General features: G+C 44.6%; 11 protein-coding genes. All 11 read left to right on the top strand.

The genetic code is table 11. The features are described 5' to 3' along the window. Positions 1-103: 103 nt before the first annotated feature. A complete protein-coding gene (locus GTQ38_RS15935) occupies positions 104-1591 on the top strand; it encodes a S10 family peptidase (protein ID WP_161436551.1) in 1488 nt (495 codons plus the stop codon). 83 nt (positions 1592-1674) lie between these two features. Then, positions 1675-1944: a hypothetical protein gene (locus tag GTQ38_RS15930; RefSeq protein WP_161436550.1), complete on the top strand. Its 270-nt coding sequence runs from the start codon at positions 1675-1677 to the stop codon at positions 1942-1944. Between the two features lie 58 nt (positions 1945-2002). Further along, positions 2003-2695 (top strand): SGNH/GDSL hydrolase family protein, encoded by a 693-nt coding sequence (locus GTQ38_RS15925; protein WP_161436549.1) that lies wholly within the window; start codon positions 2003-2005, stop codon positions 2693-2695. After that, positions 2695-3855, top strand: coding sequence for a Gfo/Idh/MocA family protein (locus GTQ38_RS15920; RefSeq protein WP_238857976.1), 1161 nt, complete (start codon positions 2695-2697; stop codon positions 3853-3855). The genes GTQ38_RS15925 and GTQ38_RS15920 overlap by 1 nt, the downstream gene beginning before the upstream one ends. A 95-nt stretch (positions 3856-3950) precedes the next feature. Then, on the top strand, positions 3951-5657 hold the full coding sequence (locus GTQ38_RS15915; RefSeq protein ID WP_161436548.1) for a tetratricopeptide repeat protein: 1707 nt from the start codon (positions 3951-3953) through the stop codon (positions 5655-5657). Between the two features lie 270 nt (positions 5658-5927). Then, positions 5928-6716: a sterol desaturase family protein gene (locus GTQ38_RS15910; RefSeq protein ID WP_238857975.1), complete on the top strand. Its 789-nt coding sequence runs from the start codon at positions 5928-5930 to the stop codon at positions 6714-6716. Between the two features lie 189 nt (positions 6717-6905). Next, positions 6906-7913, top strand: coding sequence for a glycosyltransferase family 2 protein (locus GTQ38_RS15905; protein ID WP_161436547.1), 1008 nt, complete (start codon positions 6906-6908; stop codon positions 7911-7913). A 298-nt stretch (positions 7914-8211) separates the two neighbouring features. Then, entirely contained in the window at positions 8212-10368 is a 2157-nt protein-coding gene (locus GTQ38_RS15900; RefSeq protein WP_161436546.1) for a hypothetical protein, read from the top strand. 150 nt (positions 10369-10518) lie between these two features. Next, the gene (locus GTQ38_RS15895; protein ID WP_161436545.1) at positions 10519-12435 is read left to right on the top strand and encodes a BatA domain-containing protein; all 1917 of its coding nucleotides are present in this window, start codon (positions 10519-10521) and stop codon (positions 12433-12435) included. A gap of 77 nt (positions 12436-12512) precedes the next feature. Next, positions 12513-13766 carry a dihydroorotase gene (locus GTQ38_RS15890; protein WP_161436544.1) on the top strand — a complete coding sequence of 418 codons (1254 nt, stop codon included), beginning with the start codon at positions 12513-12515 and terminating at the stop codon, positions 13764-13766. Between the two features lie 25 nt (positions 13767-13791). Then, on the top strand, positions 13792-14121 hold the full coding sequence (locus GTQ38_RS15885; protein ID WP_161436543.1) for a hypothetical protein: 330 nt from the start codon (positions 13792-13794) through the stop codon (positions 14119-14121).

The following is a 14121-nucleotide window of genomic DNA, read 5'->3' as shown; positions in this document are numbered from 1 at the left end:
AAGAATGTTGCATCATAATTAAGGCTTCACAAAGTCTTTATTAAGGAATTGCAAAGCCTTAGCTAAATTCCCTATTTTAGTCAGGACTAATCCAAAAGTAATTATGAGATCAAAATTCCTCTTTTTAATAGCTGCTGCACTGTTCTGGACTTCACAGGCACAAGAGCGAAAACTACCTATAGATACCGTAGTGACCACACAACACAGTGTAACGGTAAACGGAACGAACTTTTCCTATACAGCGCAAACCGGAACCCAGCCGGTTTGGGACGAAATGGGAAAACCCATTGCTTCGCTCCATTATACCTACTATACCAGGAACAACGTCAGGGACAGGGCTTCCAGACCCCTGCTGATTTCCTTTAATGGCGGACCAGGGTCTGGTTCCGTGTGGATGCACCTGGCCTATACCGGTCCCCGGGTTTTGAACATAGATGATGAGGGTTACCCGGTTCAACCCTACGGCGTAAGGCAGAATCCATATTCCGTTTTAGACGTTACCGATATCGTATATGTAAACCCTACAAACACTGGTTATTCAAGGACCATCCCGGAAATGGGGAAAGAGGTAGACCGAAGTAAGTTCTTTGGGATCAATGCAGATATAAAATACCTGGCAGAATGGCTCAATACCTTCGTCACCAGAAACAACCGCTGGCGTTCTCCCAAATACATTATAGGAGAGAGTTATGGCGGTACTCGTGTTATGGGGCTTTCCCTGGCGCTTCAAAATCAGCAATGGATGTACCTCAATGGGGTTATCATGGTCTCTCCGGCAGACTACAAGGTTATACGGGTTGGAGGCCCGGTTAGCAGCGCCCTTAACCTGCCTTACTACACCGCGGCGGCCTGGCATCAGAAGGCTTTACCTCAGAGCCTTCAAAGCAAGGATCTGCTTGAAATTTTACCAGAGGTAGAGCAATATACCATAGATAAGGTAATACCAGCAATTGCCAAAGGAGGGTTCATAGACAGTACCGAAAAGAACGAGGTGGCAGAAAATATGGCAAAGTATTCCGGACTGAGCAAAAAGGAGATCCTTGACCACAACCTGGACATACCTACCGCTTATTTCTGGAAAGCGCTGCTAAGGGATCGCGGAGGATATACCGTAGGCCGTTTAGACAGCCGATACCTCGGTCTGGACAAGCAGCTTGCAGGTAACAGCCCGGATTACAACTCGGAGATCACCTCCTGGCTTCACAGTTTTACTCCTGCCATCAACTACTATCTGCAGGAAGAACTAAAATTCAAAACCGATATTAAATACAATATGTTTGGTCCGGTAAGGCCATGGGACAACAAAGATGATAATACCAGGGACAACCTCAGGCAGGCCATGGCACAGAATCCTTTTCTGAATGTATTGGTGCAATCCGGATACTATGACGGAGCTACGACCTATTTTAATGCCAAGTATACAATGTGGCAGATAGATCCCAGTGGGCGCATGAAAGACCGTTTTGAATTCAAAGGATACCGAAGCGGACATATGATGTACCTGAGGCGAGAGGACCTCAAAAAGGCCAATGATGATATCAGAGCCTTTATTGTACGCACGCAAACCAACGGAAATTCCGCTAAATACTAGTAGGATAAGTAGTTGCGGATCCTCGTTGTAACGAAATCTCAGATTTTGCTACCCATATTGTATAAACTATAAAACCTACATCTATGGGAGGCGGAGGATTCGCGCAGCACGCTGCTAAGGTTGTGGCTGCAAACAGAGCACTACTAAAAAAACGTACAAGCCTAAAACGTAAAGACTACATCGGTGAGAGAGGTATAACCCGGATAAAAATTCGGAAAGCCACACCTGCCCAGTTAAAGGCGGTCAGAGAACGGCTAAAGGCGGATAAGCGGAGGGAATTCCGGGTATGGGTGTTCTCGGCAGTACTGACCGTATTGGTACTTTTTGCGATTTATTTATTTTTTGTGAGCTAACACATAAATGACCAGCCTTTTTGTATCTTTTTGCCCGTGATTTAAATAATCCAACGCAATGAGAAGCAAAATATACTTTTATGTCCTTGTAATAAGCCTGATAGGAATGACAGAAATCGTTAATGCCCAGGACTGGCCAGACCTCAAACATTTTAAGGCCGCCAACGAGAAATTACAGCCATCTACACAAGATGAATCTCGTGTGGTATTCCTTGGGAACTCCATTACCATTGGATGGTTGAATTCCGTGCCGGAGTTCTTTGAAGGAAAACCCTATGTCAATCGCGGAATTAGCGGGCAGACCACGCCGCAGATGCTGCTGAGGTTCCGGCAGGACGTTATTGATCTCACGCCCAAAGTGGTCGTGATCCTGGCGGGCACCAATGATATAGCTGGTAATACTGGCCCGATGACCCTTCAGCAAATTGTTGATAATTTAAGATCGATGACGGAGCTTGCTAAAGCCAATGGCATAAAGGTGGTTCTTTCCTCCGTCCTGCCTGCCTACGACTACCCATGGCGACCAGGGCTCAACCCCAATGAAAAGATCCCTAAACTCAATGCTATGATCAAAGACTATGCGGATGAGGCTAAGGTAGTTTATCTGGATTACTTCTCTGTGATGACTAACGACAAGAATGGCCTGGATGAGGATCTGGCCGGAGATGGAGTGCATCCCACCAAAAAAGGATACGAGATCATGGCCCCGCTTGCCGAGGCGGCAATCAAAAAAGCCCTTAATACCCACTAATGCCATCGAACATCCCAAAGATCAGATCTTTCCTTTTGGCTGCAATGCTGGTAACCTTTGGTTTATGGTCATTGCAAGCTAAGGACACCCAGACTGAAATGAATAAAAACGCTACAGAAACGCTTAGAGTTGGAGTGGTGGGCCTGGTCCATACGCATGTACATTGGATACTGGGCAGGGAACCCCAGGACGACATTGAAATTGTTGGTATTGTAGAGCCAAATCGGCAGCTTGCGCAGCAATACTCAGATCAGCATGGTTATTCTATGGATATCGTTTTTGATACCCTGGATGAAATGGTAAAAGCTACTAATCCGGAAGCGGTCACTGCATTCAATACTATTTACGATCACCTGGAAGTGGTGGAATACTGTGCTCCTAAAGGGATTCATGTGATGGTAGAAAAGCCTTTGGCCGTAAACCTGGAACACGCAAAAAAAATGGAAGCTTTGGCGAAAAAGTACGGGATCGCCCTGCTGACAAACTATGAGACCTCATGGTACGGCAGCAATTACAAGGCCTACGAAATGGTTAAAAAGGAGGATAAAATAGGACCTTTGCGCAGGATGCTTTTCCATACAGGTCATCCTGGCCCTATAGAGATAGGATGTAATCCGGAGTTCCTGGAATGGCTAACAGATCCGGTACTGAACGGAGGAGGTGCCCTGACTGATTTTGGTTGTTACGGCGCGAATCTGGCTACCTGGTTCCTTGAAGGTGCTGAGCCACTGACGGTTAGTTGTACTACCCAGCAATTAAAGCCAGATATGTATCCTAAAGTTGAGGACGACGCGACCATAGTACTTACCTATCCCAAAGCCCAGGTGATCATACAGGCTTCCTGGAACTGGTCTCATAACCGCAAGGATATGGAAGTATACGGTACCAATGGCTATGTAGTTTGTAAGAACGGTACGGATATGGAGATCCTTGAAGACGAGAAAAAAGGCAGCTATCCCCTGACTGCAAAAGCCCTGAAGCAAGGCTATCACGATCCGTTTGCACTGCTTCAGAAAGTGGTCAAGGAAGGATATCAGCTTACGCCTTTTGACGTTTCCTCACTGGAAAACAATATGCGAGTTATGCAGATCCTGGAAGCCGCGAAACAGGCATCAGTAAGTGGAAAGACCATAGAATGGAAGCAGTTTTTTTCCAACTGATCCCAACAGTCCAATACCATAAAGTTTTCCCAAAACCAGGCGATAACAACCCCATTTGCCTCCAAATTCTATCTTTGTAGTATACAGCAAAGCCCATGCGCGTATTACTTTGTCTGATACTATTCAATTGCTCATTCTTAATGCCCGGCCTGGCTCAAAGGACCGAGCAGATCATTGATAGCCTTGAAAACGAGCTTTCATTGTCTAAGACTGAAGATGAGCAAAGGATCGATATTCTTAATGAACTGGGATATCGCTATTGGATCGTCAACTCAGGTACCTCGGTAGATTTTGGGAACAAAGCGCTGGAACTCTCCGAAAAGCTCCAATATAAACCGGGGATGGCTAAGGCCAAAAGGGTCCTGGGGGTGGCCTATTGGACCCAGGGTAAAGCAAAACTGGCCCTTGAAAATCTCTACAGCTCCCAGGAAATCTATACACAAATAGGCGATCAGGAGGGTTATGCCAATGCGCTTATGAATACCGGGATGGTCTATGCAGACATCAGTGATTATGAAAAATCACTTTCCATCTACGATCAGTCCATCCAAAAATTCACAGAACTGGGGCTCAAAGCCCGAATCGCCACCACCTTCACCAAAATAGGAGATGTATTGTTGATGCAAGGTTCTTATGATGAGGCCAAGGATTACCTGACCAATGCCCTAAATATGCACTCGGACAACAACTATGTCTACGGCATGGGAGAGGCGCACAACAAACTGGCCATAGTACTTCTGGAACGAGGGGAGTTGGAGCAGGCCGACTATCATCTTAAAAAGGCAGTTGAATACGGGAGTAAGGTGAATGATGAAGATGGGTATATCGGAAATTTGATCCAATTTGGTAAACTTCAGCGACTGCGGCGGAATCATCCCGATTCAGAAGAACATCTTCTGGAAGCCTTGGAACTTGCTCAAAAGAAGGGGCTGCGAAAATATATGCTTGCGGCCTATAAAGAGCTAAAACTGTTGAAAAAAGAACTGGGATTGTTTCAGGAATCCCTGCATTATTACGACGCCTATCTGACCTTAAAAGACTCCATATTCAATGCCGATAAATCCAAACAGATCGCGGCATTGGAATTTGGACAGGAATTGGAAGATCAGCAGAAAGAGATCGCATTACTACAACAGAAAGAAAAGACGAGTTCCATTATAAATTGGAGCCTTGGCCTGGGACTGCTTGGATTGGGAATTATCGGCTTTCTGATTTTCTACAATCAGCGTCAAAAAACCCAAAAGGAACGGGAGTTGGTCAACAGAAAACAAGAATTGATGGCCTCCCGGGAGGAACTGGCCAAAACCGCTCTGGAAAATGCCAATTTAAAACAGAAAGAACTGCAACAGCAACTGGCTTTCAAGAACAAGGAATTAACCTCCTATACCCTGAATTTTGTTCAAAAAAATGAATTGATGCACCAGCTGCAGGAGAAAATAAAAGAGGTAAAGAGTGCGCCCGTGGCCAATCAGGCAAGACTATTGGCAGATCTTGAACGCACTATCAGACAACATGTAACTATTGATAGGGACTGGGAAGACTTTAAAAGGTCCTTTGAAGAAGTACATACCGACTTTTATCTCAGGCTAAAAGAAAAGCATCCGGACCTAAGCGCCAACGATCTGAAGATCTGTGCCCTTACCAGATTGAACTTAAGCATTAAGGAAAGTTCAAGTATTCTGGGTATTTCTCCTGAAAGCGCGAAGACCGCCAGATACCGACTGCGAAAAAAACTTGGTTTAGAACCCGAGCAGGAAATATTGGATTATTTCCTTGAATTAGAGCAGTCTGCCAGAAAATAGGCAGCCAGGGATAAGCGGCTTTCCAAAATCCACAATCATTTTGAAATCAATACTTTGTTAAGTATTGTCTACCTCATGTACCCCAAATTTTAACACCTTCTCTTCATTGTCTACCTCATATCGGCAAGGTGTATGCCAAAGGTCTACTCCTTCTATTTCCGAAGCTTAAAAAGCCGAAATACATTTGCATCCTGGAAAAAAGCCATTGCAATAATTGAACGTAAATCATTGAAAAAGAACAGCTTATTAGCAAATTAAAAAGTAATCGAAATGGAAACCATATTGAATTTACCGAAGCCCCTGGAACTTGTTTTAAACCCTATTTCCTATATCGTATTCGCCATGTATGGCGGCTTGATGTTATGGGAAGCTTTATTTCCTGCCAGGGAACTACCTAAACTAAAATTCTGGAAATTAAAAGGAATGCTCTCTTTTGTATTCTTCTTTTTCCTTTCTTCTTATTTGCCGATTCTTTGGGATGGGTTTCTGGCAAACTACCAACTACTGGACCTCTCTGTTCTGGGCACCTATTGGGGAGCCCTGGTAGGAATCCTGATCTATGAATTTGGATTGTACATCTGGCACAGGGCTATGCATAGCAACAATGCACTTTGGAAGATCTTCCACCAGATGCATCACAGTGCGGAACGTATGGATAGCTTTGGAGCCTTTTATTTCAGCCCAATGGATATGATAGGCTTTACTTTCCTCGGAAGTCTTTGCCTGGTAGTGGTTGCAGGTTTCACAGCTGAAGCGAGTACATTAATAATTCTTATCACGACTTTTCTGGCGATCTTCCAGCACAGTAATATCAAAACTCCGGTCTGGGTAGGGTATTTGGTACAGCGTCCTGAAGCGCATACCGTACACCACGCGAAAGGTATACATGCTTATAACTATTCCGATCTGCCAATTTTTGACATCTTGTTCGGCACTTTCAGAAATCCAAAGGATTACGACCACGAGACGGGTTTCTATCTGGGAGCATCTGCAAAGATCAAAGACATGCTGATGTTCAGGGATGTCTCAAAATCCGATTCGGTTAGTAAAAATGAATAACAGTAAGAGAAGAACTGGAAAGCCCCTCTGGTTCGGTTGGTATGGGTATGGCAACAGGCAGCCTGGCCCTGCAAACAACCAACCAGAGGGTGTTTCATCGAATAATAAAAGTAATCCTTAGGTCAACTGAATCCGTTAAAAAGTCCTGCAGAATTGCCGGGGCTTTTTCAGTTATCTTATCTTGCCAGCATGCAAGATCCCTTGGTAAGCATTCTAATTCCATTTAAAAACACTGCCGAATTCCTACCCGCCTGCCTGGATTCAATTCTAAAGCAGTCTTATACTCATTGGGAAGTTTTGGCTGTAGATGATCACTCCACAGACAGCAGTCGGGAGATTTTGGATAGCTACACAGCCGCCGATCCGCGGATCAAAGTATTTTCAAATACGCACGAAGGGATCATCCCCGCCCTTAGAATTGCGCTTAAAAAAAGTAAGGGTGAACTAATAAGCAGAATGGATTCCGACGATCTGATGAAACCGCATAAACTGCAAAAACTGGTCGGGAATCTAATGGATCACGGTAGAGGTCATGTAGCCCTAGGGCAGGTGAAATACTTTTCGGATCGCGGTATCAGCGACGGCTATGCCAGATACGAACGCTGGATAAACCAATTGACCGAAAGTGGGACCAATTACTCCGAAATATATAAAGAATGTGTTATCCCCTCACCTTGTTGGATGGTTTACAAAGAAGACCTCAATAGCTGTGGCGCCTTTGATCCGGACCGATACCCGGAAGATTATGACCTCACCTTTAGGTTTTACGAAAAAGGCCTGAAATGTATCCCCTGCCGCGAGGTTCTGCACTTGTGGCGCGATTATGACAGCAGAACATCCCGGACAAGTGAACACTATGCCCAGAACTACTTTCTGGATATCAAACTGCACTACTTTCTAAAGTTGAATTTTGAATCCGGGAAGCAGCTGGTCATTTGGGGAGCCGGAACAAAAGGTAAGACCATAGCCCGGAGTCTGGTAAATCAGGATGTTCCGTTTACCTGGGTTTGCGACAATCCCAGGAAGATAGGCAAGAAGGTTTACGGTGTGATACTGCAGCACTACGATCTTATCCGTAGCATGAATAATACCCAAAGTATAGTAACCGTGGCCAATGAGGAAGCCCAAATACAGATCAAAACCTATTTGTCTGACCTGGGTATGAACCCCATGGAGGATTATTTTTTCTTCTGTTAGCCGCTAAATGTCAGACAGTTTAATCACAGGTAGCTATTCTGTCTCGCTTTCTTTTCGTGTAATCTTTTTACTACCAAAAGCAGAATAATTTTTGTTATTCCGGGCAGGAAATGGTGTTATTTACACAGCAGATTTCACCAGCCATACATTTCATATTAGTTGTGGCTTAATGCTTTTGTAGTTTTAATGTGGATTCTTCAAACTATCCCATCCCCCGGGACCAATCCGGCCATACTAAACTAGATCACAGCAATTCCTCCGCCGAGCCTCAAATAGTAATCCTTAAAATAGTTTAGTCATGGCAAAAAAAGCTAACGCGCCTATTAAAGTTAATGTAAAAAGTGTGGATGGAGTACCTCAGAAAGGGCTTCAATTTTACCTTTTCGGAAGTAAAGATGAGCTTCTGGAAAGTGTCCCAATTAAGGATGGGAAGGCCGTTCTAAAGACGGCTGCTAAGACCGTAAGAGGAAAGAGCCGTGTACTTATCGGTCCGTCACTTCCGAAAGAATTCAAAGGACGGCAAATGAGTCCCTTACTAATTAAAAAGATGGGAGGATACGAGCCTTCCATCCGCGTGGATCTGAAAAATGAGATCAATATCACCAGGCTTCCAAAGATAATATTCCCGAATTGGGACTGGTGTCTGATTACCGGGGCACTGTCCAAATCATTCAATATAGATGGGGAAGACCAGGTATTACCGGTATGCGACGCGAGAGTACACATTTGCGAGATTGATCGCATCCGATGGTGGTGGCCCTTGATCCCAAGACCGGTCATAACAGATCTCGCAGACAAGTTAAAGGAGTTCATACTTAAACCTAAAGTAGAAATTCCTCCAATTCCGGATCCGGGGCCGGTGATCGAACCAATTCCCGGAAGGCCCATTTTTCCAAGAAATAGGTTGGAAGGATTAGCCTCCATGGCGGGTGCAAAAGATGAATTAGTAGAACTCCCGGAATTCGTAAAAAAAGGGATCCTGTCCTCTTCCACTGCAACAGTTCACAATACGATCTACAAAAATTTTCATTTGTTGCACCCCTATTTGTGCCTTTGGCCCTGGTTTTGGCCCTATTTCTACCGCTGCACGGAAATTGCCACGGCTTATAGCGATTGCAATGGGAATTTCGACTTCAATTATTTGAATTTTACCAACGACAAGGATATTTACATCTGGGTTGAGGTGAATATAAACGGGGAATGGGTGACCGTATACCGACCTCCGATACCATGTTACACCTACTGGGATTATGATTGCGGAACAGACATCAACATCAATATTACTGATCCCCGGGTTTTTCCTTGCGACTGTGAACGGCAACTGGAGGGAGAACTTGTGTGGTTCCGTTCTATCGGGCAACATGCAACCGCCCTGCATATACAGCAAAACGATGCCAGTATCGTTCCGGTTCAGGGAGTGAATCTAAGGAATGTCGGCTGTACAGATATTCATCATTCCAATCAGATCAATCCATTCGGAAGTACACTTTACTTTAAATTGTTGTTTGGAGATGGCCTTCCCAAAACAGGGATCACCCATTACAGATGGACGAGAACCCAACTGAAAAACGCGACCCTTAACAATGTTCTGGCAGCCACAACCACAGTAGTTAAGGGAGCCGTAAACAAGCATTATTTCGTAATTACCACGGACACCAACGGGCATATGCACTTCGAGACCAAGTCCGTTACGCTTGGTGCAGAAGGTTCCGGTGAAAATATCGGCTATCGCATTCCGCATTGGGATATCTATAATGATCCGGGTGTTCCTGCCGCACATAAGGCCCTGACGATACAGTGGACAAGTCCGGATTTCTGGTCCGCGGCGATGAATAGTAAAGACCTGGCAGACGGATTATGGCGCTTTGATCTTGAGCTCTTAAGAAGGGACAGCGCAGGCGTATTCCATGTGGTGGACGTACCAAAACAAGTATTCCAGGTTTCAGATTACAACAATTCCGGAAACTCTGTGAATGCTCCGGACAACTACCTGAATATTCAAGCTGGTAACGCCAGGAATCTTGAAGTTAAAGTTCGAATAGACAACAATCACTGCGATGCAGACATCCAGGATGTGGAACTGGGAAGCAGTCTGTCCGGACGATGTGGTTTTCTCAGGTATAACGACCTGAACGATCCGGTAAAGATCAGCTTTATCGCATCCCACGTTAATAACTTCGCGACTTTCGGGTTCTCAGTTGTAAAAGGAAACAATACAGAAGCTATCACTCCAACTGTCAATGAGAGCGGATACGTTATCTCTTCTACCCCACTCTACAGCCTGTCCGGAGGGGTATTCTCTAATACTTTTCCGGTATCAAGGCTGGTAGGAACCTGTCCGCAGGCAGCATTTGCCGAGCGGCTAAGGGTATATGCCCTGGCCACCAATGGAACGGAACGCCTGGACCAATACGATGCTGCAGATACCAATGCTTTTGCCCTGAGCAACACCTAAAGTGGCTTAGGAACAGCCTCCCGTAGAATAACGGGAGGCTGCTTTTTAAAACCTGTTTAGGCTTTCGGTAGCCCATCGACTGCTAATTTTGTCCTAAATCATAATTAAATTGCTCCTAATACTTTTATATTTGCCCAATCTAATTTGGGAATGCAGTTTAAACATCCGGAACTTCTTTGGGCGCTTCTTCTCCTGCTGATCCCGATCTTTGTGCATCTTTTTCAGCTTAGAAAATTTCGCAAAACCCCTTTTACAAACGTCAAATTACTCCAAAAGGTCGCCGCGGAATCCCGGCGCAGCAACCGTCTCAAAGAATGGCTGCTTTTGATTAGCCGTCTTATGCTCCTCACCGCATTGGTCCTCGCTTTCGCACAGCCTTTTATAGCCAGGGAAACGGCCTTAAAACCAAGGGAAATGGTCATCTACCTGGACGATTCCTTTAGTATGCAGGCAAAAACTGAAGACGGCAGCCTGATGGAGGCGGCTGTACAGGATCTGGTTAAAACACTGCCTCAGGATGGGGTATTCAGCCTTTTTACCAACGAAGCCGAATTTCAAAATGTACGTATCTCTGATATTCAGAATGACTTGCTCACGTTGAAATACAGTCAGAAACAACTGGGGCTTGATCAGATTGATCTTAAAGCCACGGCACTTTTCAATACGACAGAAGAAAGCACCAAAGACCTGCTGATAATTTCTGACTTCCAGAGACGGTTGGGAGTAGCTGATCCCATTGAAGGGGTTCAAAGGCATGTGGTACAGCTTCTTCCTGATTCCGAAACTAATGTTTCCATCGACTCCGCATATGTGAATGACAACAGCGTAAATTCACTGGAACTGACTGTCGAACTTTCATCCAGTGATACTATGGAAAGCATCCCGGTATCACTTTACAACGGGGATAAGCTCATAGCCAAAACGGCGGCCGCGTTTGACCAAAGAAGACTTGCCAAAGTGGTGTTTACATTGCCATCAAACGAAATAATTGACGGGAGGATAGAGATCTCCGATACCGGACTCGCTTATGACAATCAACTTTTTTTCCGTATTGGCGGGCAGGATAAGATCAAGGTTCTGGTAATTGGCGATACTGAAAGTGATTTCCTGAAGCGGATCTACACCCCTGATGAGTTTGAGTATGAAGCTTTCGGATTGAATGAGTTAAACTATAGCCTTTTGCCCAGACAGAATCTGTTGGTGCTGAATGAATTGGAATCCATCCCTACCGCATTGCAAAACGCGGTCCGGTCTTTTGTGAAAGACGGGGGTAGCCTGATCATTATTCCCGGTCTAAATTCGGATGTCAATAACTATAATTCGGTATTGCAAAATTTTTATTCCACCACCCTCATAGAACGCTCAGACACGGAACAAAATCTTACTTCAATCGCCTTCGCGCACCCCATTTATAACAATGCCTTTGTTAAAGAGGTCAGCAATTTCCAATATCCATTGGTAAAAAGCCATTACACGGTACGAAGTGCCGCCCCAACAGCGCTAAGACTACAAAGCGGAGACGCGTTCCTCCTGGGTTCCGATTCCGTATATCTGTTTACAGCCGCTCTTAATGGATCCAATACCAATTTTAAGGGATCTCCCTTAATTGTACCTACCTTTTATTCTATAGGCATATCCAGTTTGAAGTTACCACAGCTGTACTACTCCATGGATCAGGTAAATCAGATAGACCTGCCCGTAACCGTCGGATCTGACCGAATTTTATCTGTGAGTCGTGACAATTATGAATTTATCCCGAGACAACAGTCTTTTTCCAATAAGACCTCTATGGTTTTCGAGGAAGATCCTAAAGAGGACGGGATCTATGATATTAAAGAAGGGTCGGATATTCACTCCAGGATCAGTTTTAACTATTCCAGAAATGAGAGCGATCTTGCTTATATGAACACCGACAGCCTGGAGGTCGGCATGCGCGGAAATACAGTAGAAAATCTGCTTCGTCAAATAGAAAAAGAGAATGAAGTCAGTTCGCTTTGGAAATGGTTTGTTATTTTAGCTTTGATTTTTATCCTTGTGGAAGTGCTTATCCAAAAATTTTTCAAATAGGATCAGTTCAGCAAGGACAAGATTTGCGGATCGGATATTGAGATCAGAGCCCGAACTCGCAGAGATAAATTGAAAAAATGAATGTACTCCTAAAGTCCGTTAAACTAATAGATCCGGCCAATAAGGCGAATCATCTTAAAAAAAGGGACATTCTCATTAAGAACGGGCGTATTGAACGTCTTGCAGCTCGTATAGAGACGGGAAGTAACATCCGGGTGATCCAACAGAAAGGCCTCTGTGTTTCCAGAGGATGGTTTGATAGCGGAGTCAGTTTCGGCGAACCTGGATTCGAAGAACGTGAGACCATTGCAAACGGATTGGCAACAGCGGCCAGAAGCGGCTTCACCACAATTGTACTTAACCCGAACACTCACCCAAAACCGGATAGTAGCGGAGCCATAATATTCCTGAAAAAATCGGCGGAAGGAAATGCAGTGGATCTTATTCCCCTGGGTTCCCTTACGGTAAAAAGCTCAGGAGTTGATCTGGCCGAGCTCTATGACATGCACAATGCCGGAGCTGGAGGATTTTACGATTTTAAAAGTCCGATCGAAAATTCGAACCTACTCAAAATAGCCTTGCAGTATTCCCAAAATTTTGGTGGGTTGGTCTACTCCTTTCCATTAGACCGCAAACTTGCACCTAAGGGAATTGTACACGAAGGAGCATCCTCTACCAGGCTTGGTTTGAAGGGCATTCCCAACCTTGCAGAGAATCTGCAGATAAAACGCGATCTGGATATTTTGGAGTACAGCGGAGGCAAATTGCATATCCCGACGATTTCCAGCGGGGCCGCTGTTAAACATATTGAGGAAGCTAAAAAGAAAGGACTGAATATCAGCTGTAGTGTTGCCATTCACAATCTTTGGTTTACGGACGAGGAGCTGGAAGCTTTTGACAGCAACTACAAGGTCTTACCCCCACTCAGGACCAGGGAAGATCAAAAAATGCTGATAAAAGCCGTAAAAGATGGTGTTATCGATTTTGTGACCACTGATCACACCCCAATGGATATTGAAGAAAAGCGATTGGAATTCGATAATGCAGGCTACGGTTCCCTGGGGCTCGAGAATGCTTTTGGAGTGCTGAATCAGCTTTTCGGTACGGAGATGGCCGTTGATTTACTCACCAAAGGAAAGGAACGCTACGGGGTGGCAAACCTGCCTATTGAAGTGAGTGAAGAGGCCTGTTTAAGCCTTTTTGATCCGGACGTTTCTTATCAGTTAAACAAGGACGACCTCTACTCGACTTCCAAGAACAGCATGTACTTGGGAGAAGAGCTAAAAGGTAAAGCAATAGGAATAATAGCCAATAACCAACTCATTATCTGACCACAATCCGAAGCTCATATTTTTTATGAACGAACAATCAATTAAGGAAGGTAAAACAACCGCGATTATAGCATATCTCACAATTGTAGGTGCTTTTATTGCTATCACAATGAATGTGGAGCCTAAAAATGACTTTGCCCGTTTTCACACCAGGCAGGCATTTGGTCTTCACCTTACCTTTATTGGATTTGCCCTTTTCCTCAGTGTTTCGTTCAACAAATATGCATGGTTTGGATTGTATATCTTTTATATTGTACTTTGGTTCTATGGATTTCTCGGAGCCTTGAACAACAAAAAGCAATCCGTACCCGTAATTGGTCCCTATTTTCAAAAGTGGTTCACTTTTATTCAATAA

Origin of the sequence: Poritiphilus flavus, from assembly GCF_009901585.1 — a bacterium.
In the GTDB taxonomy this organism is placed as follows: Bacteria; Bacteroidota; Bacteroidia; order Flavobacteriales; family Flavobacteriaceae; genus Poritiphilus; species Poritiphilus flavus.
Note: the sequence above shows the minus strand (reverse complement) of the source record. Positions and strands in the feature narration are given on the sequence as shown.

Excerpts from the sequence above, each read along its gene's own strand:
- GTQ38_RS15935 (WP_161436551.1), top strand. The coding sequence starts at position 104 with ATGAGATCAAAATTCCTCTTTTTAATAGCTGCTGCACTGTTCTGGACT.
- GTQ38_RS15930 (WP_161436550.1), top strand. The coding sequence starts at position 1,675 with ATGGGAGGCGGAGGATTCGCGCAGCACGCTGCTAAGGTTGTGGCTGCA.
- GTQ38_RS15925 (WP_161436549.1), top strand. The coding sequence starts at position 2,003 with ATGAGAAGCAAAATATACTTTTATGTCCTTGTAATAAGCCTGATAGGA.
- GTQ38_RS15920 (WP_238857976.1), top strand. The coding sequence starts at position 2,695 with ATGCCATCGAACATCCCAAAGATCAGATCTTTCCTTTTGGCTGCAATG.
- GTQ38_RS15915 (WP_161436548.1), top strand. The coding sequence starts at position 3,951 with ATGCGCGTATTACTTTGTCTGATACTATTCAATTGCTCATTCTTAATG.
- GTQ38_RS15910 (WP_238857975.1), top strand. The coding sequence starts at position 5,928 with ATGGAAACCATATTGAATTTACCGAAGCCCCTGGAACTTGTTTTAAAC.
- GTQ38_RS15905 (WP_161436547.1), top strand. The coding sequence starts at position 6,906 with ATGCAAGATCCCTTGGTAAGCATTCTAATTCCATTTAAAAACACTGCC.
- GTQ38_RS15900 (WP_161436546.1), top strand. The coding sequence starts at position 8,212 with ATGGCAAAAAAAGCTAACGCGCCTATTAAAGTTAATGTAAAAAGTGTG.
- GTQ38_RS15895 (WP_161436545.1), top strand. The coding sequence starts at position 10,519 with ATGCAGTTTAAACATCCGGAACTTCTTTGGGCGCTTCTTCTCCTGCTG.
- GTQ38_RS15890 (WP_161436544.1), top strand. The coding sequence starts at position 12,513 with ATGAATGTACTCCTAAAGTCCGTTAAACTAATAGATCCGGCCAATAAG.
- GTQ38_RS15885 (WP_161436543.1), top strand. The coding sequence starts at position 13,792 with ATGAACGAACAATCAATTAAGGAAGGTAAAACAACCGCGATTATAGCA.